22 protein-coding genes and 1 tRNA gene are annotated in these 26,034 nt (G+C 64.7%); 20 read left to right on the forward strand and 3 right to left on the reverse strand.

Annotation, left to right across the window (positions count from 1 at the left end; genetic code table 11):
* The first annotated feature begins 1 nt into the window (after position 1).
* From ACW4LP_RS04255 to ACW4LP_RS04285, 7 genes are all read left to right on the forward strand, one after another.
* Entirely contained in the window at positions 2-1,522 is a 1,521-nt protein-coding gene (locus tag ACW4LP_RS04255) for a TrkH family potassium uptake protein (RefSeq protein ID WP_114548585.1), read from the forward strand.
* Positions 1,519-2,376, forward strand: a complete 858-nt coding sequence (locus ACW4LP_RS04260; RefSeq protein ID WP_114540122.1) for a hypothetical protein — start codon at positions 1,519-1,521, stop codon at positions 2,374-2,376. Before ACW4LP_RS04255 ends, ACW4LP_RS04260 begins: the two co-directional genes overlap by 4 nt.
* On the forward strand, positions 2,376-3,392 hold the full coding sequence (gene rsgA, locus ACW4LP_RS04265; protein WP_114540123.1) for a ribosome small subunit-dependent GTPase A: 1,017 nt from the start codon (positions 2,376-2,378) through the stop codon (positions 3,390-3,392). The genes ACW4LP_RS04260 and rsgA overlap by 1 nt, the downstream gene beginning before the upstream one ends.
* Positions 3,393-3,547: 155 nt before the next feature.
* Entirely contained in the window at positions 3,548-4,990 is a 1,443-nt protein-coding gene (locus ACW4LP_RS04270) for a glycosyltransferase (protein ID WP_114540124.1), read from the forward strand.
* A 13-nt stretch (positions 4,991-5,003) separates the two neighbouring features.
* The gene (locus ACW4LP_RS04275; RefSeq protein WP_114540133.1) at positions 5,004-5,864 is read left to right on the forward strand and encodes a sulfite exporter TauE/SafE family protein; all 861 of its coding nucleotides are present in this window, start codon (positions 5,004-5,006) and stop codon (positions 5,862-5,864) included.
* A 69-nt stretch (positions 5,865-5,933) separates the two neighbouring features.
* Complete coding sequence (locus tag ACW4LP_RS04280) at positions 5,934-7,391, forward strand: GAF domain-containing sensor histidine kinase (RefSeq protein WP_181815521.1); 1,458 nt, start codon at positions 5,934-5,936, stop codon at positions 7,389-7,391.
* A 107-nt stretch (positions 7,392-7,498) separates the two neighbouring features.
* Complete coding sequence (locus ACW4LP_RS04285) at positions 7,499-8,308, forward strand: hypothetical protein (RefSeq protein ID WP_114548586.1); 810 nt, start codon at positions 7,499-7,501, stop codon at positions 8,306-8,308.
* Between the two features lie 98 nt (positions 8,309-8,406).
* Here the strand turns inward: ACW4LP_RS04285 and ACW4LP_RS04290 are convergent, their stop codons facing one another.
* Positions 8,407-9,243: a deoxyribonuclease IV gene (locus ACW4LP_RS04290; RefSeq protein ID WP_114540126.1), complete on the reverse strand. Its 837-nt coding sequence runs from the start codon at positions 9,241-9,243 to the stop codon at positions 8,407-8,409.
* A 382-nt stretch (positions 9,244-9,625) separates the two neighbouring features.
* On the opposite strand from ACW4LP_RS04290, the gene ACW4LP_RS04295 reads away from it, so the two are divergent.
* From ACW4LP_RS04295 to ACW4LP_RS04355, 13 genes are all read left to right on the forward strand, one after another.
* Positions 9,626-12,058 (forward strand): bifunctional serine/threonine protein kinase/MFS transporter, encoded by a 2,433-nt coding sequence (locus ACW4LP_RS04295; RefSeq protein ID WP_114549193.1) that lies wholly within the window; start codon positions 9,626-9,628, stop codon positions 12,056-12,058.
* Positions 12,059-12,156: 98 nt separating this feature from the next.
* On the forward strand, positions 12,157-12,351 hold the full coding sequence (locus tag ACW4LP_RS04300; RefSeq protein WP_022741115.1) for a DUF6724 family protein: 195 nt from the start codon (positions 12,157-12,159) through the stop codon (positions 12,349-12,351).
* A 168-nt stretch (positions 12,352-12,519) separates the two neighbouring features.
* The gene (gene serS, locus ACW4LP_RS04305; RefSeq protein WP_114549192.1) at positions 12,520-13,815 is read left to right on the forward strand and encodes a serine--tRNA ligase; all 1,296 of its coding nucleotides are present in this window, start codon (positions 12,520-12,522) and stop codon (positions 13,813-13,815) included.
* Between the two features lie 6 nt (positions 13,816-13,821).
* Positions 13,822-14,658 (forward strand): hypothetical protein, encoded by an 837-nt coding sequence (locus ACW4LP_RS04310; RefSeq protein WP_114549191.1) that lies wholly within the window; start codon positions 13,822-13,824, stop codon positions 14,656-14,658.
* Complete coding sequence (locus ACW4LP_RS04315) at positions 14,651-15,052, forward strand: cyanophycin synthetase family protein (RefSeq protein ID WP_114540407.1); 402 nt, start codon at positions 14,651-14,653, stop codon at positions 15,050-15,052. The genes ACW4LP_RS04310 and ACW4LP_RS04315 overlap by 8 nt, the downstream gene beginning before the upstream one ends.
* 1 nt (position 15,053) lies before the next feature.
* The gene (locus ACW4LP_RS04320; protein ID WP_022741101.1) at positions 15,054-16,490 is read left to right on the forward strand and encodes an aminotransferase-like domain-containing protein; all 1,437 of its coding nucleotides are present in this window, start codon (positions 15,054-15,056) and stop codon (positions 16,488-16,490) included.
* A gap of 40 nt (positions 16,491-16,530) precedes the next feature.
* Complete coding sequence (locus ACW4LP_RS04325) at positions 16,531-17,532, forward strand: D-alanine--D-alanine ligase family protein (protein WP_114549190.1); 1,002 nt, start codon at positions 16,531-16,533, stop codon at positions 17,530-17,532.
* Positions 17,533-17,689: 157 nt separating this feature from the next.
* Complete coding sequence (locus tag ACW4LP_RS04330) at positions 17,690-18,262, forward strand: YtxH domain-containing protein (protein WP_114549189.1); 573 nt, start codon at positions 17,690-17,692, stop codon at positions 18,260-18,262.
* 3 nt (positions 18,263-18,265) lie between these two features.
* Positions 18,266-19,084, forward strand: coding sequence for a PRC-barrel domain-containing protein (locus tag ACW4LP_RS04335; protein WP_114549188.1), 819 nt, complete (start codon positions 18,266-18,268; stop codon positions 19,082-19,084).
* A gap of 154 nt (positions 19,085-19,238) precedes the next feature.
* Complete coding sequence (locus ACW4LP_RS04340; RefSeq protein ID WP_455803490.1) at positions 19,239-20,000, forward strand: TVP38/TMEM64 family protein; 762 nt, start codon at positions 19,239-19,241, stop codon at positions 19,998-20,000.
* A gap of 99 nt (positions 20,001-20,099) precedes the next feature.
* Positions 20,100-21,047 (forward strand): beta/alpha barrel domain-containing protein, encoded by a 948-nt coding sequence (locus ACW4LP_RS04345; protein ID WP_114540411.1) that lies wholly within the window; start codon positions 20,100-20,102, stop codon positions 21,045-21,047.
* A gap of 200 nt (positions 21,048-21,247) precedes the next feature.
* Positions 21,248-21,757, forward strand: coding sequence for a GNAT family N-acetyltransferase (locus tag ACW4LP_RS04350; protein WP_302683449.1), 510 nt, complete (start codon positions 21,248-21,250; stop codon positions 21,755-21,757).
* A gap of 703 nt (positions 21,758-22,460) precedes the next feature.
* Positions 22,461-23,516 (forward strand): hypothetical protein, encoded by a 1,056-nt coding sequence (locus ACW4LP_RS04355; protein ID WP_173114635.1) that lies wholly within the window; start codon positions 22,461-22,463, stop codon positions 23,514-23,516.
* A 681-nt stretch (positions 23,517-24,197) separates the two neighbouring features.
* Here ACW4LP_RS04355 and ACW4LP_RS04360 read toward each other — a convergent pair.
* Both ACW4LP_RS04360 and ACW4LP_RS04365 read right to left on the reverse strand, forming a co-directional pair.
* Positions 24,198-24,281 (reverse strand) — tRNA-Leu (locus tag ACW4LP_RS04360).
* Positions 24,282-24,399: 118 nt separating this feature from the next.
* Positions 24,400-25,863: a sodium-dependent transporter gene (locus ACW4LP_RS04365; protein WP_455803491.1), complete on the reverse strand. Its 1,464-nt coding sequence runs from the start codon at positions 25,861-25,863 to the stop codon at positions 24,400-24,402.
* Positions 25,864-26,034 lie beyond the last annotated feature (171 nt).

The following is a 26,034-nucleotide window of genomic DNA, read 5'->3' on the forward strand; positions in this document are numbered from 1 at the left end:
TATGTGGCAGCGATTCACCCCCTACGACTTGCGCGTTATCGGGCACTACCTGGGAACGCTCCTGTTGTTCTTCGCCGCGCTCATGGCCCTTCCCTTGGCGACGGCGCTGGTCTTTCAGGAATGGGAGCCGGCGGCGCGCTACCTCGCGGCAATCGGCATCACCATGGTCGCGGGCTGCAGTCTGCGTTTTCTGCGCATCGAACCCGGACGCCTCGATCGCCGTCAGGCGCTGGCGGTGACCGGTTTCGCCTGGGTTGTTCTCGCGCTGTTCGCCTCGTTCCCTCTGTACTTCTCGGGGCATTACATGACCTACCTCGATGCCGTCTTCGATGGCGTCTCCGGCCTGACCACCACGGGCGCCTCGCTCATCGTCGATTTGGATCACCTCTCCTACGCCGACAACATGTTCCGCTTCGCTATGCATGCCCTGGGCGGTCTCGGCCTTATCGTGGTGGCGTTGTCCTTCGGGCTTTTCGGCCGCGGCGGCGGCGCGTCGCTGTTTTCGTCGGAAGGCCGCAGCGAGCACGTGGTGCCCAACGTGGTGCAGACCACCCAGTTCATTGCTCGTATTACCCTGGTCATCGTTTCTGTCGCCACGGTGATCATCACGGCGTTATGCCTGTTCATGGGCATGGAGCCCACTCGCGCCTTCCTGAACGCGCTGTGGGTGTCTACCTCCGGGTTCGTGACCGGCGGTTTCACGCCCATGCAGCTTTCCATCATGTACTACCATTCCTTCCCCCTTGAGGCGATTCTCATGGTGCTCATGATTTTGGGCTCCATCAGCTTCGTCATTCACGCCGAGGTGTGGAAGGGGCGTCCGCTCCCGTTTTTCCGAGACATCGAGACGAAGACGATGGTGCTTTGGATCGGGGTCATGGCCTTCGTCTTCACGGCCACCCTTGCCCTGTCGCCCTTCGATGACATGCTCGCCCTCTTGCGCCGCGGCCTGTTCATGATCATCTCGGCGTTCACCACGACGGGCTTTCAGGTGGTCACCACCAACCAGATCACCACCGCTTTCAGCAATGGCGCTTTCCTCACCCTGGCGTTCATCATGGCCGTTGGCGGTGCTTCCGGCTCCACGGCCGGCGGCATCAAGTTCTCGCGCATGGGCATCATCTTCAAGTCCATCGTGTCGAACGTGAAGGAGACGCTGGCACCGGATTCGGCTCGCGTCGTCGTTTCCTACAATCACGTGGGCAGGCGCACCTTGACGCCGGAAATTGTGAAAGAGGCCATGACGGTGTTCATCCTGTACGTGATCACCTACGTTATCGGCGCGCTGGTGGGCATTGCACACGGGTTCGAGGCCATTCCCGCAATCTTCGAGTCGGTGGCCATGACGTCCAACGGCGGCATCATCACGTCGGTGGCGGGGCCCGGCATGGCGGGAACTCTCGAGCTGTTCTATATCTTCCAGATGTGGGCCGGACGCTTGGAGTTCATGACGCTGTTCGCCCTTATTGTGGAAGTGGTGGCCTCCCTGGTGCCGCGGCCTCGACCGAAGGAGCGCTCATGAGGCGGCGGGGTATCGCGCTTCTGGCGATCGCGCTCGCGGCGGTTCTGGCCGCGCCGGGCCCTGTGGCTTGGGCGACGGGGGCTGCCAACGGCGCCACGACGGCTTCCTCTGATGCCGGTGTGACCAACAAGGATGTGCCGACGGACGACACGGGCGTCGTAGAGGCCGGCGAAGGCGCTGGGAACGAAGGCGCTGGAAGCGAAGGCGCGGACGGCGGCGCGGTGCAAGGCGGAGGCGCCGAGGGCGAAGGCGCGAGCGGCGGCGCGACCGAGGGCGAAAACGGGGCCGATGGCGAGGACGGCCAGGCCGTCGTCCAGCCCGCGCGTCCGAAGCTTCCCGACCCAGTCTTCGGCGAGGACGTGAGCGAGGATAACCTCGTGAACCCCCAGCAAAAGCCCGACAGCTCTTTCATCTACGATACCTCCATCTCCGCTTTGCAGGAGGCCGATTCCTACCTGAACAACCAGACGGTGCAGGTGACGGGCGAGGTCATTGGAGACCGCATTCGCGCCGAGTTCGATCCCGGGTACAGCTGGATCGTCCTGCAGGGCTCCGATAGGGCTCACTCCGAAATCCCCGTGTTCATGGACACGGAGTCCACCGAGGTCATCGATACCTACGGAGCCTACGGCCGCAAGGGCACGACGCTGCAGGTGCGCGGCACCTTCCATCTGATCTGCCCGGAGCACGAGGGGCTAACCGACCTGCACGCCGACGCGGTCACCTTCGTGGAAAAGGGGTCGGTCACCGAGCAGCCTTTTGACATCGGCGCGTTTCTGCCGGGGCTTATGCTGGTCGCCATCGGTTTCATCATGCTCATCGTGTTCCACCAGATGAGGGAGGGGCAGCGCTGATGGCCGAGGCGCGCTATCGCGGCGAAGTGGTGAAGCTGGACCGGGGGTACCCGCTCGTGCGTTTGGAAGACGGCGAGCTTCTGCGCTGCGAGCACGCGACGGCCCTGGTGAAGGGGGAGCGCCGACGGGCCGTTATCGGGGACGTCGTGGAAGTGGCGGTGCCCCCGGCGCACGATAAGGGCGTCATCGAGGCCATAGCGCCGCGCACCCGCGAGTTCGTGCGCAAGGATCCCACCGAGCGCGCCGTGCCCCAGGTGCTCGCCGCCAACTTCGAGCGGGTCATCGTGGCCCAGCCCGTGGGCGAGGTGAACCTGCGGCGCCTCGAGCGCGAGCTGGTACTGGCCTTCGAGACGGGGGCCGAGGTGACCGTCGTGCTCACCAAGGCCGATCTGGCCGACGACGCGGCCACCCGGGCCACCGTGGAGGCCGTGCAGGCTCTGGCTGCTCCCGCGGCCGATGTGCTCGTCGTGTCCGAGGACGACCCGGCATCGGTGGAGGCCGTGCGCGCGCTTCTGGCGCCGGGCACCACCACGGTGCTCATCGGGCGCTCGGGGGTGGGGAAGTCCAGCCTGGTGAACATGCTGGTGGGCGCCGAGGTCTTAAGCGTCGGCGCAGTTCGCGAGGGGGATGGCAAGGGCCGCCACACCACGGTGAGCCGCGAGATTGTGGAGGTGCCCGGCGCCGGCCGCATCGTGGATATGCCGGGCGTGCGGGGCTTGGGACTGTGGGACGCCGAAGAGGGCATCGGCGCGGCTTTTCCCGATGTGGAGGCGCTGGCCGCGCAGTGCCGCTTCCGCGACTGCACCCACCACGAGGAGCCGGGCTGCGCCGTGCGCGCGGCTGTGGAATCCAGTGAGCTGACACCGGAGCGCTACGCGTCCTACCAGGCCCTTCAACAGGAGATGGCCGCCATGCGCGATCGTCGCGAGGAGGCGCGCCGCATGAACAAGGAGAAAGTGAGCGATACCAAGCGCCGCCGCGCCGGTGCGCCCAAGGGCGGACGACGCCGGCGATAACAGGGCGCGACTGCGACAATACCCCGTGTATGGGCGGGGTGGTCTTCGCCGTGCCGGCTCGTTCCGTTCATGACATTTTGCCTACCGAGATTGCCGCTGGATGCGAACGCGCTAAAATGATGTAACACTCTTCGACTGAACTCGAAAGGACCTCCATGAACCCCGTCGTCGTCATTCCCACGTTCATCTACCCCCGCCGCCACCGCGGAGGGGCCGATGTGGTGAGCACCTACGACCACCCCACCGCCCCCAACCAAGAAGGGGAGCTCGGCCGCTGCCTGGAGTCGCTGGCGAAGGTGGAGGGCCTGGGACTCGTGGTCATCCTCGTGTCCGCCGACGTGTCTTTGGAAGTGCAGGCGGCCGAGAAGGTGCAGGCCATCGCCAACCGCCATCCGGATGTGACCACGCTCGTCATCGGCGCGGCAGAGCTGGCGCTTATCGAGCAGCGCATGGCCCAGCAGAACATCGAGCGCCTCTCCAAAGAGATCGGCCTTCAAGGCTACGGCGCCATCCGCAATTTGGGCCTGCTCGTGGCCAACGTGCTCGGCTTCGACGCCGTGGTGTTCTTGGACGACGACGAGGTGGTCGACGACCCGAAATTCCTGGAAAAGGCCATGTACGGCCTCGGGAAGCTCACGCGCCAGGGCGTGCCCATCGTGGCGAAGACGGGGTACTATTTGAACGACCAAGACTCCTACCTCTCGAAATGGGAGGACAAGTGGTACAACCGCTTCTGGCAGCAGGGCCGCGCCTTCAACGAGTGGATCACCAAGGCCATGCGCGGCCCGCGTTTGTCGCGCTCGAACCATGTGTGCGGCGGCTGCTTGGCCGTCCACAAGGAGGCGTTCCGGCGCCTCGCCTTTGACCCGTGGATCACCCGCGGCGAGGATTTGGACTACATGCTCGACCTGCGCATGTACGGCTCGGATATCTGGTTCGACAACCAGTGGGTGCTGCGTCACCTGCCCCCGCGCACCGCAAGCGAGGGCACGCGTTTCCGCCAGGACATCTTCCGGTGGCTCTACGAGTACCGCAAGCTGGAATACTCCCGGGCGCTCATCGACCTTCAGCAGGTGAAGCCGGCCTCGCTCGAGCCCTACCCGGGGCCGTTTTTGGAGCCGGGCCTTCTGCGCCGCATTCGGCTTACGGCATGGATGCGCAGCTTCGGACGCCCCGACAAGAAGGCCTACCGCCTGGCCGCCAAGGCCGCCACGGGTGCGGCTTCGGCCTACGCCGAGGCCAACTGCGCGAAGTACTTCGAGTTCCAGTACGTCTGGCCCGAGGCCATGAATCGTCTGGAAAGCGACCAGCTGCTCTCCGAGGCCCTGGTGCGCTCGGCCATGCTGCGCGCCCAGGATGTGGCGGCCGCGGCCCCGGTCCCGGCTCCGGCGGCCGCGAACGTCTCGACGGGCGCCCCGGCTGCCGCGGACGTCGCGGCGGAGGTCGTCGCAGGCGAGGCTGCTGGTGTGACTCCTGCGGCAGCCGCGGCCCGCGCGAGCGCCCCGGCCCCCGCGAGCGTTCCGGCGCCCCGGCCCGTGCCGCGCACGAACATCGACGCCGGCATGACCACCCAGATCCGTCTGGATATGGAGGACTAGCGTCGTGGAAGCGATGGTTCCGCTGTTCCTCGTGTCACTGGTCGTCGGTCTTGCGGTTGGCGTTTTGGCAGGACTGCTTGGCATCGGCGGCGGCATGCTGCTCGTGCCGGCGTTCAAGCTCGGCTATGCCATGGACTCGCTCATGTGCACGGCCACCTCGCTGTTCACGATTATCCCGACGTCGGTTTCGGGCGCGATTTCCCATATTCGCAACAAGACGTGCCTGCCGAAGCTCGGCGTGGCCGCGGGCCTCGGGGGCGCCTGCCTGTCGCCTTTAGGGGTGTGGCTCGCCACTCTCTCGCCGGACTGGGCCGTCATGGGAGCGGCGGCGCTCATCATCGCCTACTCTTCCGTTACGATGTTCCGCAAAGCGCTGAAGGCTCCGAAGGTACCTCGGGGCGCTGGGGCCGGTGCCGCGGATGCGGCGGCAAAGGAAGCTGCTGCCGAGGATCGTGCCGCCGCCATCGAACGGGCGCATGCGGAGGCCCCGACGATCGGTTGGCGCGAGGCGGCCATCGGGGCTGCTATCGGACTTTTCGCCGGTCTCGCCTCGGGTTACGTGGGCGTGGGCGGCGGTTTTATCATGGTGCCGCTTATGATGTCCATCCTGCATGTTCCCATGAAGCTCACTTCGGGCACGTCGCTTATCGCCGTCATGATCCTCGCCGTGCCGGGCACGGTGACCCAAGCGCTGCTCGGCAACATCAACTGGATCGCCGGCATCGCCGTGGCCTGCGGCTCCATCCCCGGAGCAACCCTGGGCGCGAAGCTCATCCCGAAGGTGCCCGAGCGCCAGCTGCGCTTCCTGTTCGCCGGCTTCCTCGTGGTGGCCGCCGTCCTGCTCGTCGTGAACCAGCTAGGGGTTTGGGGCTAGGTCGTTTCCCTGGCGTTCCTAAGTTTGTTATACTGGCGTCAATTATGGCGGCGATCAGGGGGTACGATTATGGCGAAGCGCGAATCGGGTACGGTGTCCACGCGGGGCATCGGGGTGCCCAAGTTCAACCAGGAAATGCTCGCGGCCACCATTGCCGCCCTGGCGGGCATCACGCTCGTGTGGACGTTCTCGCAGCCGGAGTTCCCCGTGCCCGTGCTCATAGCGGCAGGCGCCGTGTTCACCGTTTCCATCGTCATGGTCATCCGGCTCATGATGGATCCGGATTCCGTGCGCGCCCTGCAATCCGATGCCATGCTGCAACTGGCCTCGTCCATGATCGACGCTATGGGCGACGGGCTCACCGAGGAGGCCTCCCAAGAGGTGTGCGAGCTCCTGCTTCCGAACACCTCGGCCATCGCGGTCGCTCTCACCAACTGCGAGAGCGTGCTCGGCTATGCCGGCTACCAGGAGGCCCACAACCCGGCGGGCATCGCCATCCGCACGAGCGCCACCCACGAGTGCATTCGCCGGGGGAAGACGCTCGTGCTGCTGACACCCGAGGAGATTGGGCTGCCGGCGCCTATCGAGCAGAACCGTATCAAGGCCGCCATCGTGGAGCCCCTGTTCGTCGGCGGTCGGGTGGAGGGGACGCTCAAGTTCTACTACCGCGATCCGCGCAAAATCACCGAGACCCAGCGCTCCATCGCCCACGGCTTCGCCCAGCTGCTCGCCACCCAAATGGCCGCCGTGGAAATGGAGACCCAGCGCAAGTTGGCCGCCTCCATGGAGCTGAAGATGCTGCAGACGCAGATCAACCCCCACTTCCTGTTCAACACTATCAACACCATCGCCTCGTTTATTCGCACCGATCCCATGAAGGCCCGCACGCTTCTGCGGGAGTTCGCCGTGTTCTACCGGCGCACCCTGGAGGACTCCACCGAGCGCATCTCGCTGGCTCGCGAGCTTGACCAGGTGCAGCGCTACTTCAACTTCGAACTGGCCCGCTTCGGCGATGCGCGCCTTGCCTTCGAGGTGAACGCGAGCCCCGCGCTGCTGGACATGATGGTGCCGCCGTTTTTGGTGCAGCCGCTCGTGGAGAACGCCATCAAGCACGCCATGCCCTCGGAGGGCAAGCTCACCATTACGGTGAAGGCCGACGCCGATGGCGACGACGTGGTCATCGTGGTGAGCGATGACGGCGTGGGCATGACTGAGGAGACTTGCGCGAACATCACGCAGGTGGAGTCGTCCACCGGTCTCGGCATTGCCGTGAAGAACGTGCACGACCGCATGATCGGTTTCTTCGGCCCCGATGCGCAGATGGTGTACACGAGCGTGCTGGGGGAGGGCACCCAGGTAACCCTGCGCTGCCCCGGCTGCGCCAAGGCGCCGACGTCCGCGGCGGCATCGGCGTCGGCGGGGGCGCCCGCGGCGGCCGAGGGGGCGGCGCAAAGCGCGGAGAAGACGGCGCGCAACAACGCCACGGTGGCCGAGCTGGCCGAGCTTGTGGCCCAGGTGTCGGAATAAAGGCCGATCCCAGCAGGTAAATCGCCTATTTTCGTATCGACAATAGGGGCGCAGTCGTATATCATCCCATTCATTGGTTGTTATCTTTTATGGGGAAGGGCGCGCCCGTGTTTGAGTTTCTATCTTCGCCGTTTGGCCTGGTGGCTGTAGGCCTCGGTGTGTTGGCGGTGGCCGTGCTCGCCCTGTGTCTGTGGATCACGACCCTCGACCGCCGCATGCGCGGCATGGCCGATGGCTTGGAAACTGAGCGCCGCAAGGTGGCCGAGCTGCAAATGGTCATCGGGCGCCGCGCCAACGCGGCCCGCAGCTACGGTAACCGGGGGAGGGCGGCAGCGCCAGCGCCAGCTCCTGCTCCGGCGTCGGCCGTCGCTGCCGCTTCGGCTGGTGCGCCCATGCCGCCGCGAGGGGCGGCGGCTCCGATGCCAATGGGCACCCCCGCTGGCGCTTCCGTGCCTCCGCGAAACGTCGTTCCGGCCTCCGCGGCCGTTCCTTCGGGCGCAGCGCCTCGAGGCCGTGCGCCCCGGCCCGCTCCGGCCGGCAGCGGCTGGACGCCCAGCAGCATCCCGATGCCGGCGCAGTCGGAGGTGGATGCCTGGGTGCAGGGCGGCCCGGCCGTGCAGCAACCCATTGTGGTGCCCGATCGCAAGATGTCACGCAAGGCTCGCCGCGAGGCGGAGCGCGCCTTCGCGGCCCGCGCGGCTGCCGAACTGGAGGCTCGCCAGGCCCGTCGCGCCCAGGAGGCCGCCGCGGCCCAGCGCTCTTTCGGGTCGACCCCGGCCCGCGCGGTAGCAGCTTCTGCGCACCCCGCCGCAGCCGGCCGTCCTGCTGCGGGCGTTCCCGCCCAGGCCCAGGGCTTCGCGCCGGTGCAGCCGGCTTACGGTGCGCCTTCCGGCGCTCGCGCCCGCCACACGCGCTAGCGGTCTTCCCGCTGCGCCACTTTCCCAAACTCAAAAGGCCAGCGCCGAGGATGCTTTCGGCGCTGGCCTTTTCGTGATGCAACTGACGTGCTGGGCTTCTACCCCTTGTAGGCCTCCTGGAATCGAGCGACGTCGCGCTCGTAGATGACGAGCGTTGAATCGGGCTCTTCCAGATAGAACGGCACGCCGGCCAGCTTGGGATGGTTCACGAGGGCCGCTAGGGCGTCGAAGCCGATCTTGCCTTCGCCGATGCGCGCGTGGCGATCGACGTGGCTGCCGCGCTCATGGGTGGCGTCGTTCAGGTGCACGGCCTTCAGCTTGTTCAGGCCGATGGTACGGTCGAACTCTTCCAGCACGCCATCGAGGTCGCCTACGATGTCGTAGCCTTCGGCCCACACGCCGGCGCAATCGAAGCACACGCCCACGTGCTCTGGGTGCTCCACCTTGGCAATGATCGCGGCCAGCTGCTCGAAGCTCGTACCCACTTGGGTGCCCTCGCCGGCCATGGTGTCCAGCAGCACGCAAGTCTTCATGGATGGCGTGATGATCTTGTTCAGGGCGTCGGCCACGTCGGCCAGCCCCTCTTCCACGCTGATGTTCAGACGGCTGCCCGGGCGGATGAGGTACAGCGAGCCGTCCACCTCAGCCAGGCGCGCCAGATCCTCTGAGTACACCATGAGGGCGAAGTCACGCTCGTTCATCTTGTCCGTGGCCGGGTCGGCATCGTAGGGGGCGTAGGCCAGCGCGTCGTGGATGCCATGCTCCTTCGCGAAGGCAAGATAGGCGGCGACGTCCTTCTCGTCGAGGGCCGCCTGCTCGCTGCCGCGCGGGCTGCGCGTGAAGTACTGGAACGTGTTTGCGTTGATGGACGCCGCCTCTTTGGCCATCTCCAGATAGCCGCGGCGCTTCGAGAGATGGCAGCCAATGGTCAGCATGATGGGTCCTTTCGACAAAGATTTCTAAAAACTTGGTCAAAAAATCGAGTTATGAGTCTTGTCCTGGCCAAAAATCATAGTTCAGATGCCCTTGAGTCGGTGCAGTGCGGGCATTTGTTCAAGATTCCGTTGAATTAAGAGCGATTTGGAGCGCTTCAAAAACTCACAACTCGACTTTTTGACCAAAAATGGAAAAAAGTTTGTCGTGCTTGGGGCTCCTGGCGGTGACAAGGCTTCCCAGTTGCCAGGTTGGAGCTCTGGCGCGCCCGTCCCCTGCGGTGCGCTTCCCGCGAAACCGCCATCGCATGGGCGATGTCTCAATGGTAGAATGGCCACACCTCGAAAACACTCCTGAAACGTACCCAAGAGAGGTTTTGCCCCTATGGCACGATCCCCCCTCATACTCGATCGCTATCGCGTCATCGACCAGGCCGGCTCCGGCGGTTACGGCACGGTGGTGCACGCTTTCGACACGCATCTCAAGCGCGATGTGGCTATCAAGTGCATCGAGCTTTCCGAAGACGAGCTGGCCGCTGCTCGCCTCGAGGCTCTCGAGGCGCGCATGGCGGCGGATTTGGAAGAGGTAGAAGCAGGGGCATCGGGCGCCGAGACGGGGGTCGCTGGTCGGAATGCGGGCCCGGGTGCAGTCTCGGCCGCCGGTGCAGGCATGGGTGCCACCGCGGGCGATCCTGCTGGCAGCTCGTCGGCGGCCGCCTTCCCCGCCGACCCCGATTTCCTGGCGGCCCGCGACGAGCGCCGTCGGCGCCGGTCCGCGACCGCGGTGTCCCGGTGCGCCGCCGAGGGGGTGCCGCCCTGGGAGGACTGGGACGACTTCGGTGATCCTGACGATGACTCTGTCGATGTCGCTGGTGCAGATGATTTTGATGCTGAGGCAGCCGAAGACGAATGGGGGGACTCCCTCATTCCCTGGAACGCCTCCACGACCGACTTCGCCGGTCGGCGGCGCGGGCCGGCGCGCCTCACGGGTCGGGTGAGCCGCAAGACGCGCCACGCCCCCGAGGTGCTCTATGAGCCGCAGACTGTGGTGGAAGAGGCGCCCGATGCTACCGGGGCCACCCCCGATGCCGAATCGGTGGACGTGCGCCATCTGCGCGGCGTGCGCGCCTCGCGGGTCATCGCCGAAGAGCCCGAACCCGACGCCGAAGACGAGCTGGATCTGTTCGAGCACATCCCCGGCTTGGAGGAGGCTCGCTCCGTCGCGAAGCTGTCCGATACGAATATCGTCACCGTGTACGACTGCGCCGTGGAGGGCAGCAGTGCCTACGTGATCATGGAATACGTCGAGGGCAAGACGCTTGCGCAAATCATCGACGAGGTGGACGACGATATCACGCTGGATATGGTGGCCGCCGTATTCTCGGCCGTCTCCCATGCCCTGGAGGTGGCCCACGGCGAGCACACCCTGCATCTGGATATCAAGCCGGAAAACGTCATCGTGAACGGCAAGGGCCAGGCCAAGGTGGCCGATTTCGGCCTAGCCGCCCTCATGGACGCCACGGGATCGGGCACCACCGGCGGCGGCACCATCGGCTACATGCCCTTGGAGCAGATGCGCCAGGAGCCGCTCGATGTGCGCACCGACGAGTGGGCGCTGGCGAGCCTCACCTACGAGATGCTCACGGGCTCGAACCCGTTTTTCGCCGACGACTTGGATGCGGCAGAAGAGGCTATCGAAGAGGCGGAGCTCGTGCTGCCGTCGTTGTGCTGGGACGAGCTGGACGCCGAGGCCGACGAGGTCATGTTCTGCGCCCTCGACCCCGACATGGACGAGCGCTACGAAGACGTGGCCGCCTTCTCGGCCGCGCTCATGCCGTATCTGGGCAATGCCAAGAAGGGCAAGCGGGTGCTCGCCGACATCGTGAATGGGAAGATGGAAGAGCCGGCTGCCGAGGAGCCGGAGCGTGCTTGGGAGCCCCTGCCCCCGCTCGTCGACCGCCTGGGGCTGCGCGGCGCCGCCATTGCGGGCCGTATCGTGGCCGCTGCGGCCGTGGCGTTGCTGGCGGCGGCGGGCATGGCGAACCTGCACCTCACTCCGGGTTCTGCCATGGGGCTCGCCACCGATGCCCCCATTGCCTACGGGGTGGTGATCGCCGTATGTGCTTTAGTGGCTGCCATCAGGCCTTCCATCGGCGTCCTGTTCGGCTACGGAGCCTTTGTAGTGGGGCTTGCCGGCGCGGGCGCCTGGGTGCCGGCGGTGCTGCTCACCGCGGCTACGGGCGCGTGGTGGTATTTCGTGGGCCGCCGCGGCACCGCCCAGGCGGTCTCGGCGCTCATGCAGCCGCTGCTCGGCTCCGTGGGTTTCGCGGCGGCCTCGCCGGTGACGTGCGGCGTGCTGCTGCCGGTGCTGCAATCGGTCATTACGGCGGCCTTCGCCTTCGCGAGTGCCCTCATCATGGCCGGCTGCGGCTCGGTCGACATCATGAACTGGGACGCGGTCATGCACCTCGGCTTCTCGAGCAACCCGGCGGCAGGGTGCCTGGCGGTGGCGTCGCAGCCGGCCACCTGGGTCGTGGGCGCAAGCTGGATCGCCTCTGCGGGCCTTTACAGCCTCTTGTGCGTGCGCGGCACCCGTGCCTTCGACATCGCCGGTTCGGTGGTGGCTGCCGTGGTGCTCATGTTCGGTGCGTGCGCGGCGGCCCATCTCGCTTCCTTCGGCGGCTCGTGGCTACCCGCTCCGGCGGCACTGCTCGGAGCGCTGGTGCCCGGCGTTCTCGGCATCCTGGCCGCGGTCATGAGCATCCCCGATCGCGCCCGCTGGGCCGAAGAAGAATGGTATGTGGAAGAAGAGAAGTAGGCCACTTCCCTGCAGGTCATAGTATACTGACAGCACCAATGACGAACCCACCTGCCGCGGCGCGAGCGGCGTAGGCGAAGAAGGCGAGATAGCGACCTATGAACATCGAAGAGCTGTACCATTTTCTGTTCGAGACCATGCCCGGCATCGGCATTCTGGTCGGTGGCGGTCTTGTGATCAGCATCATCGTGTGTTTCATTCTGGAGCGCAAGACGCGCAAGCAGTTCAAGAACCACGAGAAGACCGAGGACGACTGGTCGCTGTTCGATGACGACGAGGACGAAAGCGAATAGCTTCGCCCCGGCCGCGCGAAAACCCTCAGCCTGACTTCTGCCCGCCTGCGCCCGCCGCACCCGAAGACTTCCCGCCCGCGTCAGCGGGCGGTGCTATACTGGGCCGCATTGAAAACCGCCGGACTGTCGGCGCCCAGGCAACCGATCATTGTGAAAGAGAGCCGCCCCATGCTGGACATCAAGTACGTACGCGAGCACCTCGACGAGGTCGCCGAAACGATGAAGAACCGCCACGCCTCCTTCTCGCCGGAGCAGTTCACCGCCCTTGATGTGCAGCGCCGCGAGGTCATCGCCGAGGAAGAGGCCCTGCAGGCCGAGCGCAACAAGCTTTCGAAGGAGATCGGCGCGCTCATGGGCCAGGGCAAGACCGACGAAGCCAACGCCACCAAGGAGACGGTGCGCCAGATCAACGAGAAGCTTACCGCCCTGGGCGATGCCCGCGCCGAGGCCGAGGCCGCCATGGACGCGCTCATGCTCTCCATTCCGAACATGGTGGACGCCACCACGCCGGTGGGCGAGGACGAGAACGACAACCCCGAGGTGCGCCGCTGGGGCACGCCCCGCGATTTCGCCGCCGAGGGCTTCGAGCCGCAGGCCCACTGGGATTTGGGCCCGGCCCTGAACATCATCGATTTCGAGCGTGGCGTGAAGCTGGCTGAGAGCCGCTTCTACGTGCTCGGTGGTGCCGGCGCCCGCCTCGAGCGCGCGCTCATCGCCTTCATGCTGGATCAGCACACCTCCCGCGGCTACAAGGAGTGGTGGGTGCCGGCGCTTGCCAACGCCGCCACGCTCACGGGCACGGGCCAGCTGCCGAAGTTCGAGGAGGACCTCTTCCATACCACCGAGGGCCTCTACCTCATTCCCACGGCCGAGGTGCAGCTGACGAACCTGCATGCCGGGGAAGTGCTCGACGCCGATTCGTTGCCGCTGCACTACTGCGCCTTCACCCCGTGCTTCCGCGAGGAGGCGGGCAGTGCCGGTCGCGACACTCGCGGCATCATTCGCGTGCACCAGTTCTCCAAGGTGGAGATGGTGAAGTTCGCCACGCCCGAGACCGGTTTCGACGAGCTGGAATCCATGGTGGAAGACGCCGAGAACATCCTGCAGCAGCTGAAGCTGCCCTATCGCGTCATCAGCCTGTGCACCGGTGACATCGGGTTCTCCTCCGCGAAGACCTACGACGTGGAAGTGTGGCTGCCCAGCTACGGCGCCTACAAGGAGATCTCCTCCTGCAGCTGCTGCACCGACTTCCAGGCCCGTCGCGCCAACATCAAGTACCGCGACCCGGCCAACTTCAAGGGCAGCCGCTTCGTGTACACCCTGAACGGGTCGGGTCTGGCTGTGGGCCGCACCATGGCCGCCGTCATCGAGAACTACCAGAATCCCGACGGCACCATCACGGTGCCCGAGGTGCTCGTTCCCTATATGGGCGGCAAGACGGTGATCGGGCCGGAAGAGGTCTAAAGAGCCATGGAAGAGCAGTCGCCGGCGGCGGGCGCGCCGACCGGTTCCGGCGGCCGGCCGCTTGCCGAGGGTCGTTTCCGCTCCGCTGCGACGACAGCCGCCACGGCGCAGAAGCCGTCGTCTCGTCGCGCGGTGCCGTCCGGCGAAGGCGATGCCGGTCGCGAGGTGCGGAAGGGGAGAGAAGGCCGCTCCAGCGCTCCTTCTCGCAAGCGCCGCCATCCGGTGCGGGTGGCGGTGGTGTCCGTAGTTATCGTTGTCGTGCTGCTTGTCGGTGCGGCGGCGGGCGGATTCGCGTGGCTCCGCTGGTTCTCCGAGGACGATGCGGCCGATTTCGCGGGCACCTGGTATTTGGCCGGCACGGCTACGCCCATCACCATCACCGAGGATCGCATCCAGCTGACTGATGATGTGTCCTACCGTTATGCGCTGAACGACCAGGATAAAACCTTCGAGCTATCCTTCGGCAACTTGAAGGGCGGCGGCCGCTACCGATTTTCGCTCGATCGCAACCAGCTGGCTCTGGTGGATGGCGACTTCTCGGCGGCCGACACCTTGGGCGACGATATCGCCTGGACGCTGCGCGCGCTGACCGAGTCCGCTCAGGGGCGCGTGCTGGCTCCGGAGGAGGAGGCCAAGGGCGTCACGCTGCTGAGCCGCACGCCCACGGGAACGCCGTCGCTTCCCGAGGCGACTGACACGCCCGAGGCCACGGCTGGCGAAGATGCCAAGGCCGACACCGGTGATGGCTCGAAATCCGGCAACGACGACGGCGGCGCAGAGCCCGACAAGGCCGATGCCACGCCGGCCCCCGACACCTCGGACAAAGCTGACGACCGTGCCTAGGCTCGCCGTCGAGCGCATTGCCTTCGAGCGCGATCGCATGGCCCTGCTCGTGCGCGTGCCCGAGGGCGCGGATGCCTCTTTGGGCACGTGCGGCGCCGATCGGCTGCTTGCCGCGCGCCCCTCCCTCGCCTTCCACACCTGCTTGAATGACGAGGACGCCCCCTTTGCCGAGGTGCTCGCCCGCACGTCGCTGCCTCACGCGCTGGAGCATCTGGTCATCGATTTGCAGGCTGCGAACCCCGCTTGCGCCTCCGATGCCACGTTTGTAGGTACGACGGAATGGCTCTCGAAGCGGGACGGTTTGGCCCGTGTTACAGTAAACTTTACCGATGACCTCATCGCATTGGGCGCCCTGAAGGACGCCTTGGCGCTTCTGGAAGGGACGGTTGAATAAGATGTCGTCAGCTCACATCACCTTCGACACCACCGGCGACAAGATCGCCCGACGCGTGCGCAAGATGCGCCCGTCGGCCGTGCGCAACCTGTTCGCCGCCGCTACGCGCGACGATGTAATCTCGCTGTCGGGCGGCATGCCCGCTGTGTCGCTTCTGCCCGAGGAGGACATTCGCCGCGCCACGCTGGCCGCCATTGAGAGCCCCGAGGCCCGCGCAGTATCGCTGCAGTACGGCCCCACCGACGGGCTCGCCGGGCTGCGCGCGGTGCTCGCCGACATGATGCGCGATCTGGGCATCCGCGTGAAGGCCGACCAGGTGCTCGTCACCACGGGCGCCCAGCAGGCCCTAACGCTCATCGCCGAGGCTTTCATCGACCCCGACGACATCATCATTACCGAGGGCCCCACCTATCTGGGGGCGCTGCAGGCCTTCTCCGCCTTCGAGCCCGATGTGCGCGCGATCCCCTTCGACGAGGACGGCATGCGCATGGATCTCCTGGAAGAGGAACTCAAGCGCATCGGCAAGGACAACCCGCGCCTGAAGTTCTGCTACACCATCCCGAATTTCCAGAACCCCGGCGGCGTCACCATGACGGCCGAGCGCCGGCGCCGCCTGCTCGAGCTGGCCCATGAGTACAACTTCATGGTGGTGGAAGACGATCCTTACGGCCGTCTCCGCTACGACGGCGGCCACCAGGTGCCCCTGAAGGCCATGGACGATTCGGTCATTTACCTGGGCACGATTTCGAAGATGCTGGGGCCGGGGCTGCGCACGGGCTGGATTGCCGCGCCTGAGGCCGTGCTCGCCCGCATCAACCTGGTGAAGCAGGGTGCCGATTTGTGCGGCAGCGCCTTCGACCAGCTGGTCGTGCAGCACTACTTTGCCGATGTCGCCTGGCAGCGCACGCTGCAGAAGTTCATCGCGCTGTACAAGGAGCGCCGCGACGCCATGCTGGCGGCCCTCGACGAGTTCTTCCCGCCCGAGGCCACCTGGACGCATCCGGCCGGCGGCATGTTTCTCTGGATTACGCTGCCGGACTATATGGATACCGATTCGATGCTTGCCGAAGCGCTGGAGTCGGGCGTAACCTATGTGCCGGGGAATTCGTTCTTCCCCGATGGCAAAACCGGGCGCAACTCCATGCGCGTGAACTTCAGCTTCGAGACGCCCGAATCCATCACCGAGGCCATCCGACGCCTGGCGAAGGTGATCGAGGAGCGCCTCGAACTCTACCGCGTGTTCATTGAGGCCGGCGCGCTGCCCGGCTACGACAGAAAGGATGCAGCCATGGACGAGAATGCCACTTCTTGGAAGGACGTCATCGTCGATTCCGAGCAGAACGAGGAAGCGGTCATGCAGGCCCGCGAAGGCGATGCCGAGCAGATCGAGATCGCCGAGGAGAAGGTGACCGAGGCGCAGGAAGCCGCGGCAGAATAAAGGCCGCCCCCGAGGAGTTTCAACAACAAAGGAGACGTGTATGAAAGTTGCAGTGCTCATGGGAGGCAAGTCCTTCGAGCGCGAGGTGTCGCTGGCCTCCGGCAAGGTGGTGTGCGAGGCGCTGGAAGAGGCCGGCCACAAGGTGGTGCCCCTGGACACCAACGCCGATCTGGTTCCCACGCTGCGCAGCGAGCGGCCCGATGTGGTGTACAACGCCCTGCACGGCAAGCACGGCGAGGACGGCACCATCCAAAGCCTGCTGGAGTTCCTCGGCATCCCGTTCGTGGGCTCGCCGGCGAGCGTCTGCCATCGCGCTTGGAACAAGGACGCCCTGCACTCGTCGCTGGCGAAGTACCGCGACCTGACTGGCGAGGAGGGCTGCGCGTCCTGGCCCCAGGGTGTCTACCTGGCGCGCGATGCTTTCAAGGGCATGGGTGCGGCCACGGCGCTCGATATGGTGGCCGACCGCGTCATCGGCGGGTATCCAGTCTGCGTGAAGCCGGCCCACGGCGGCAGCGCCCTGGGCGTGCACAAGGTGAAAAGCCAGGAGGAGCTGGGCGAGGCGGTGCTCGATGCGCTGTCCTACGACGAGGCCGTGAACATCGAGCAGTGGGTCGATGGCGTGGAGCTTTCCGTGTCCATCCTCGGCACCGGCTGGGACGCCCACGCGCTGCCGCCGGTAGAGATTGTGGCTCGCGAGGGCTTTTACGACGCGGCGGCCCGCATGGCCGACGACGCTGTGGAGTTCTTCTGCCCCGTGCGCGACGAGTCGCTTTCCCCCAACGCGGCCGATGCCCAGGCAATCCGCGCGGAAATCGAGCGGGCGGCGCTGGAAGTCTACCGCGCCTACAGCGTGCGCGATCTCGGGCGCGTCGACCTCATCTGGGACGGCGGCGCGGCCCGCTGCTTCGAGGTGGACGTGTCCCCGGGCATGACCGAGCGCTCCCTGTTCCCCATGGCCTGCGCGGCGGCGGGGCTGTCGCTGCCCGCGGTGCTCGACACGCTCGTGAACGAGGCCTACGCCCGCGGTGCCTGTTTCTAGGTTCGCACGGACTGAGGTTTTCTCTGAGAGATTTCCTCATCTATGACGAATTACAACTTGTTTACCGTAAGGTGAGCAATGAGCAGCGAGAGCCCCCGCGCGGGGCTCTCCGCCTATAATGGGCGAACCTGATACTCTGTCGATAAAGGAGGCAGTTATGGCCAACAAATTCGGAATGTTCCTCATCGGTGGCGTCGTTGGCGCCGTTGCAGCTCTGCTGGCCGCGCCCCGTTCTGGCGCCGAGACGCGCGCCATGGTGGCTGACAAAGCCGGCGAGTTCGCGGGCAACGCCCAGCAGTGGGGCGATTCCGCCGCCGCCGGGGCCCAGCACATCTACCAGGAAGCGGCCACCAAGGGTGCCGAGGTCGTGAACAACGTGACGGCCCGTGGCCAGGAGATCGCCTCCGAGGCCGCCGCTCGCGGGGCCGATGTGGCCGCCACCATCCAGGAGGCCGCCAGCAACATCTCCCCGACGATCAACGAGAAGGGCGACGAGCTGCGCGACAAGATCGAAGCCGCCCGTCAGCGCATTGCCGATCAGGTGGCCAAGAACGCCGATGCCGACGCCGACGCCGCCGAGATCGTCAAGGACGTCGCCGAGACGGCCAAGGAAGCCGCCAAGGATGCCGCCGCCACGGCCGAGGAAGGCGCCAAGGAGACGGCCGCCGAGGTGAAGGAAGCCGCCGGCGAGGTGGCGAAGGCCGCCGAGGGCAAGAAGGACGAGAAGTAAATCATGGCCAAGCGATACGGCACCACGGGCGAGATCGTTGGAAAGCGCGTGCTTCTCGACAAGAGCACGCCGAAGAAACCTGAGGCGGTAAAGCGGCTCGGGAAGGTGCGCCACTGCGTGTTCCACCCCACCCAGCGCCGCTTTGTCGGCTTCATCGTGAAACGCCCCGACTTGCTGTGGATGTTCCGCCGCAAGGACGTGTTCGTGGCCTATAACGGCTACGACGTGGTGGACGGCCGTATCGTGGTGTCCCAGGCCCCCGAAGCCACGGGCAAAGGCGCCTGCAAGGCCATGGGCGTGAACTACGATGACTGCGTGCTGTGGGCGGGGCTGCCCGTCATAGGCGAGGACGGCACCGTGTACGGCACGGTGGGCGACGTGTCCTTCGATCCGAAGACCGGCGAGGTGCGCTCGCTCACGGTGACCCAGGGGGCCACGGCCAACGCGCTGCTCGGCGTTCGCGAGATCCCCGGGCACCTCATCCGCGGCTTCAAGCGCGGCATCGGCACGGCGCTTTCCGTGAACGGGCAGGACGAGGGGGAAGAGCCGATTTTGGGCGCCATCCTCGTGTCCGACGAGGTGGCCGAGCTTGCCGTCGAGGGTGGCCTGGCCGCGAAGGCCGGCGAGGCCACGGCCGTGGTGGCCGACCGCGCCCGCGAGACCGTAGAGGCCGTGAAGCCGGCCGTGTCCACTGCCACCAAGGCTGCGGGCAAAGCTGTGAACAAGGGGGCCTACGCCACGGGCCGCCAGATCAAGCGCGCCAGCGGCATGTTCTCCGCCTTCAAGGAGGAGTACGACAAGGCTCGCAAGGAAGACGACTAGGCCGCGCGCTGTGGGCGGGCGCTGGGCGCCGACGTTTTGGGCGCCGAGGCGCCGACCTGCGCGCCGCGGGCCTGCGGCTTACGATTTCGTCACTAAGGTAAAGAGTTCCTGAAAGCCGCCCCCGTCGTGGGGCGGCTGCATTAGACTGGAAGCCATGGAAAAGCACCCGAACAACCACCACCATTCCGAACGGCTCGAGAAGCTCGAGGCGAAGGCCCACGAGGAGAAGTCGGTCGCCGGGCATCCGATGCCTGCGGCGGACATCTTCAAGTTCGTGGGGCTCATCGCGTTCTTCGTCATCATGATCGTGGTGGTCGTGCTCGTCTGGCCCATGATCCACGAGCTGTTCGAGCCCGGCGGTGTCGACCGCGTCACCTCCGACATCCGCAACGCCGGCCCCTGGGGCTTCCTCATTCTGCTGGCAATCCAGTTCCTTCAGATCGTCGTGGCCTTCATCCCTGGCGAGGTAGTCCAGGTGGCCGCCGGTATGATTTACGGGCCTTGGGTGGGCGCGCTCATCATCTGGCTCGGCTGCATTATCTCGAGCTCGTTCATCTTCGTGCTGGTGCACAAGTTGGGCGCCCCGTTCGTCCAGGCCATGGTGCCCGAGAAGTACATGGGCAAGTTCCGCGATTGGGAGACCTCCGACAAGTTCAACGTCATCGTGTTCATCCTGTTCCTCATTCCGGGGCTGCCCAAGGACGTGTTCACCTACATCACGCCGCTCACGCACATGTCCATGAAGAACTTCGTGCTCATCTCGAACTTCGCCCGCATTCCCGGCATCGTGCTTTCCACCTACGCGGCAGCGGGGCTTGTGTCGGGCAATATCGTGGAATCGGTCATCATCTTCGCCGTGACCGCCATCGTGGCCGTGGTGGCGCTGCTCGTCTACAGCCGCATGACCAAGAAATAGCCCCCTACTTTCTTTGTGAAAGAAGGCGCGGTCAGGCTTTGTTTCTGTACAATAAGCGCGTTATTGCAACGACTCTAACGACTCTCTAGGAGGAAACCCATGCCGAAGATCACCCGGGAAGAGGTGCGCGTTCCCGCCGACGTCATGCCCGAGGCCCGTGACGAGTACATCACCAACTACCTGAAGGCCACGCGCGAGACCGGCCGTCTCATGCTGTTCGCCTGCGATCAGAAGATCGAGCACCTGAACAAGGACTTCTACGGCGAGGGCATCGACATCGCCGATCTCGATCCGGAGCATCTGTTCAAGATCGGCTCCGAGGGCGTGTGCGGCGTGCTCGCCGGCCAGCGCGGGCTGGTGGCCCAGTACGCGGCCGACTACCCGGAGATCAACTACCTCATCAAGATGAACTCCAAGACCAACCTCGTCGGCACCAAGCAGGAGGATCCCTACTCCCCGCAGCTGTACGATTTGGACGCCGTGCTGGCCATGAAGGAGGCCGGCGTGAACATCGTGGGCCTCGGCTACACGATCTACCTCGGCTCCGAGTACGAGGCCACCATGATGGCCGAGGCGGGCGAGCTCATCGCCCAGGCCCATGCCAACGGCCTCATCGTCGTGCTGTGGATCTACCCTCGCGGCAAGGCCGTGACCGCCGAGAAGGATCCCGACCTCATCGCCGGTGCCGCCGGCGTGGCTCTCTGCCTTGGCGCCGACTTCGTGAAGGTGAACCCGCCGAAGCCCGAGGACGGCCGCACTCCGGCCGAGGCCCTGAAGGTGGCCTCCACCGCCGCCGGCCGCACGGGCCTCGTGTGCGCGGGTGGCTCCACCGTGGATGCCGAGACCTTCCTCACCCAGCTGTATGACCAGATTCACGTGGGCGGTGCCGACGGTAACGCCACGGGTCGCAACATTCACCAGCGCTCGCTGGATGAGGCGGTGCGCCTGACCAAGGCCATCTCCGCCATCACCCTGGCCGACTGGGCCGTGGCCGACGCCCTGGCCGTGTTCAATGGCGAGAAGGACTTCACCTTGGCCGACATCTAGTCTGGCCTCGGAGCTTGTTGGCGGCTTCGCGCCCAGAGCGTCCGCCAACCTTGCGTTCGATCCCGTAGGGGGCGACCTCGGTCGCCCCTTTTTGTCGCGCGGCATTGTGCCGCTTGCGGAGGGCTGACCAAGGTCAGCCCCTACAGAAATTGCCCCCTGCGAATATCGATTCTTCTGAATATCATGGAAAGAAAGCCACTATGAGCACACTGGACACATTCGCCTTGAAGGTCACTCGTCCCTACCGGGAGGAAGACTTGCCGGCGATGGCGGAGATCTGGAACGAGGTCGTGGAGGCGGGCAACGCCTTTCCACAGACCAAGTCGCTGACGCTGGAGGAGGCGCGAGCCTTCTTCGCCGAGCAGTCCCATGCGGCGGTGGCTACTGTGGGTGGGCGCATCTGCGGGTTGTACATCCTGCATCCCAACAACATCGGGCGGTGCGGCCACGTTGCCAACGCGAGCTTCGCCGTGGCGGGGGCCAGCCGCGGCGAGGGCATCGGGCGCTTGCTTGTGGAAGACTGTCTGCGCCAGGCAGCCGCCTGTGGGTTTCGCGGTCTGCAGTTCAACGCCGTAGTGGCGAGCAACGAGCGGGCCCGGTCGCTTTACGAGAGCCTCGGCTTCACCCGTATCGGCATGATTCCCGGAGGCTTCTTCAACAAAGACGACGTCTACGAGGATATGTACATCTACTATCACCCGACGGTTTAGCCTCCTCCTTGAACTTCGTTCTTGATCCAAGCTCTCCGCCGCAGCCTCCTTTTTTGGCGGTTAGCTAGAAGATACGCAAGGCGGCATAAGCCTCTCTTCGTAAACAAAGGGCCCTATGGGGGCATTGCAGGTTGGAGTACGGCTATTGAGGCGTTGGGATCGCATTCGCAAGAGCGCCCAGCCATGGGTATCGTATTAGCCCTGTAGTCCTGCTGCGTTTCCGGGCGGTTTCATCTCGAGGCGGCCTAGGGTGACCGGCGATATGTCCCGGTTTCCAAGCAGACTGTTTTTTTGCACCAAACTCCGTTAGGTAGATTGCCGGTTTCGAAAGCTCGCGCTAAAGCAGCCCAAACAACTCGAACGTAAGGCTAGGTTTGTCAGAAAAAGGCTTCCGAAACCGGCTCCTGTCTTTCCGGCAGGACTCATGAATCTGCATAACGGAGTTTGATGCAGAATTTTTGGCTTGCGAGAAGCTCGGAGAGTCGCTATTGGCGGCATAGCGCCTTTTGCCCAAGGGTTTTGGTGGCACTGAGGATCGCTTTCCTGGGGATGCCCTTGAAATCGCGATGTCTGCGCGTAAAAGGCAAGCGATAACGCGCGACAGTATGAGTCGAATTATGTGCGATGGCCTCAGGAATGGAGGCTAGATCGATTCTTCGATATTGCTCGTACGTACAATCTGCGGATCGGTTATGCTAGCGGAATGAATATCTATCCTAGTCATACACTCGCTTTGGGTCTTTGGCGTGCGTGGTCGTTGGCGCATCCTGTATCGCTGTCGGCTTTTCATGCATCGAGCAAGCGGAACGGCCTGCCCCTTCCCGTCCATGCGCTGCCGTCCTCATCAGTTGTAAAAGCCGCTGCCTCGAAGTGGGCCGATGTGGTTGCGGCCTTGTCCGCGTTGCCGTCAGCGCTGCTCGCGGAAACTATCGAAGATGCGCAGAATGAGAGAAGGCCTCTTGAGATTCTTGTTGGGACAAAACGCGGCGCGCGCAGCACGAACTGCATTCAACGCCACCAGTGTCAGTTGCGCTTTCCCCGTAATGCGTTTCTTGAGATGGTGCGCGAAGTGTGGGTGTCTGCGCCAGAGCTTGTCTTCGTGCAGATGGCCTCGCGACTTGAATACGGGGCTTTGCTTGCATTGGGCTATGAGCTGTGCGGCTGCTATCCTCTTGGAGAGGGTTCAGGGTTTCAGGTGCGCGGTCCTCTGACGACCCCTGAGCGTCTCGTGGCGTTCTCCGGGCAGCTGGGCGGTGCGCGGTCGGCGAAGCTGGCGCGTTCTGCGGCGCTGCAAGTACGAAGGAAGTCCGCTTCAATTATGGAGACCGAAGTGGCTATAGCTGCTCTGACGTCTCGGAGGCGCGGCGGCTTGGGCTTGCCTCCCGCGCGGCTTAACGAGCCTTTCGCTTTGGGAGAGAAGGGCCAGCGCATCGCCCATCAGAAGAGCGTGGTGGGCGACATTTGCTGGTGGGACAAAGGTGCTGTGGTGGAGTACGACGGACGTGAGAGCCACGGGAGCCGTGAGGCTCAAATCAGAGATTCGCGTCGGCGCGACGCCCTCTTGGCCGAGGGGATCGATGTCACGACGATAACCTCCTCGCAATTCGCGAATGTCTGTGAGTTCTCAACGCTTATGGGTGAGGTGTCGCAAAAAGCAGGGAAGGTGTTTCGGGGATGGCGGCCAGGCCAGATTGAAAAGCATATGAAGCTGCGGCAGGACGTTCGCTCTTTTCATCGGGATTATCCTTCGCGACGTTGATGAAGCGACTTCGGTGTGCTTCTTCGCTGCTTGTCGATTCAGGGGGGCGATACCCATCATGGCGAGGGTGGCAGATCGGCTTCACGCTGAAGAGCATGTCGAAAGGTGGCGTAGCGGGGAGGGCGAAGAAAGGTGGTTTATGGGCGAGGGACGGCGCGGGCGTGACGCGTGAACGTGACGCGCGAGGGCAAGCGCGCGAGAGGGCGCTGCGAGGGCTCATAAGGTGAAAGAGCGGTGCGGGTATGTCGTGTGCGAGAGCTATGACGGAAAATGCTGGTTTATAGAAAATCGTTGTCTGCGGAATGCCGGAAAATGGAACGAGCGCTTGAAAGCTCGGGTATGGTTTCTGAAAGAGGCTATTTGATGCACCAAACTCCGTTTTGCAGACACTGCAGCGCGGGAAAACCGCTGCTCGTCTGACTGAGCGATTTTGACTGGATCAGCGACCTGCGAAAATGCACTGCATTAGCGTGTAGGGCGTCAGATTAGTTTAGATGAGTGTTCTGCGAAATCTACAAAATGGAGTTTAGTGCGGTGGCGTTGGTTGTAGAGGAGCGCGAAACAGTTTCGGACGGATCGCGCAGCTGGTCATAGGAAGCGCGGACGATTTCGCGCGAGCAGGACTATCGGCCACAGGGGAGCGCAAAACGGCCCCGAGGGGACGGGGCCGTTGATTTTCGATGGTGCCCGAGGCGGGATTTGAACCCGCACACCTTTCGGCAACGGTTTTTGAGACCGTCGTGTCTGCCGTTCCACCACTCGGGCTCAGGGGCACCAGTGCAGTATAGCGGAAGGGTTCGCCAACGTCGAGGTGAAATCGGCGATGCTTAGGGAATTCCCCGAACTACGCCAAACCGCTGCGCCAAACCACTACGCCAAGCTGCTATGCCAAACCCGCCCACATCATGATCTTCGGCACGTAGCCCATGACGAAGATGAGGATAATGAGTGCGGGCAGCCCGAACGTGAGCCAGCCGCGACTCCAGCGCGGGAATTTCACGCCGTTGCCGGCGTCGGCCTCGGCGAGGAAGTTGTCCCAGCCCCAGCCCCTGCGCGACACGCAGAACACCACGTACAGGAGGCTACCCAGCGGCAGGAGGTTGTTCGACACGATGAAGTCCTCGATGGATTGAATGTCGCCGATGCCCGGAATGGTGATGCCGGCAAGCACGTTGAAGCCCAGGGCGCAGGGCAGGCTCAGCACGGTGACGAGCACGGTGGTGCGCGCGAGGGCGCGCTTGCGGTCGAGACCCCATTTCTCCATGGTGAAGGTGATGAGGTTCTCGAAGACGGCGATGATGGTGGAGAGCGCCGCGAAGCTCATGAACACGAAAAACAGCGTGCCCCACAGCTGCCCCAAAGGCATCTGGTTGAACACGTTGGGCAGGGTGACGAACACGAGCGAGGGGCCCTGGTCGGGGGCGACGGCGAAAGCGAAGCAGGCGGGGAAGATGATGAGGCCCGCGAGGATGGCCACGGCGGTGTCCAGGCCGCAGATGCGCAGGGCCTCGCCCGTGAGCGAGTTCTGCTTGCCGATACGGCTGCCGAAGACCTCCATGGCCGAGATGCCGAGCGACAGCGTGAAGAACGCCTGGCCCATGGCCGCATACACCGCGTCCCCGAAACCGGCCAGGCCGCCGGCGAACATCTTGCCGAAGTCGGGTACCAGGTAGAACTCCAGGCCCGCGTCGGCGCCGGGCAGCGTGACGGAGCGCACCACGAGCAGCGCCATGACGCCGAGCAAGGCGATCATCATCACTTTCGTGATACGCTCGACGCCCTTCTGCAGGCCCAGGCTGCAGACGAAAAAGCCGATGACCACCACGGCGAGCATCCAGCCCACCATCTCGGAGGGGTTGGCGAGCATGGTGCCGAAGACGCCAGCGACGCCATCGGGATCGAGTCCGACGAAGGTGCCCGTGGCCATTTTCGCCATGTAAGCGAGCATCCAGCCGCAGACGGTGGTGTAGAACATCATGAGTAGCATGCAGCCGATGTAAGCCCACCAGGAGAACCAGTGCCAGCGCCGCGAGGGCTGCAGGATGTCGAAGGCCTGGGCGGCCGAACGCTGGGAGGCGCGGCCGACGGCGAACTCCATGACCATGACGGGCAGTCCCAAGATGACGAGGAAGATGAGGTAAAGCACAATGAAGGCCGCCCCGCCGTACTCGCCGGCGATGTAGGGGAAGCGCCACACGTTGCCCAGGCCGATGGCGCAGCCGGCCGAAATGAGGATGAAGCCGAGGCGGCTCGCGAAGTGCTCGCGGGGCGCGGTGGCCGACGCGGGGGCGTTGGCGTTGCTGTCCGAGGCGCAAGCCGGGGAAGTGGAGGTGGTATCGGTGGCCATGGGAACCTTCCTGATGCGGGATTTCCAAGCGTTTTGAACGAAATTGCAGCGTCATTGTAGCGGAAGATAAGCGGGAGGGTCATGGTGATGCGAGGCAGCTTTGGCAACGGCTCTGTGTCTGGTGGGGGAGGCGACCGTGCGGCTTAAAGCGGCGCCCTCATAATGCAGTCA

This window comes from Adlercreutzia sp. CNCM I-6215, assembly GCF_977072315.1.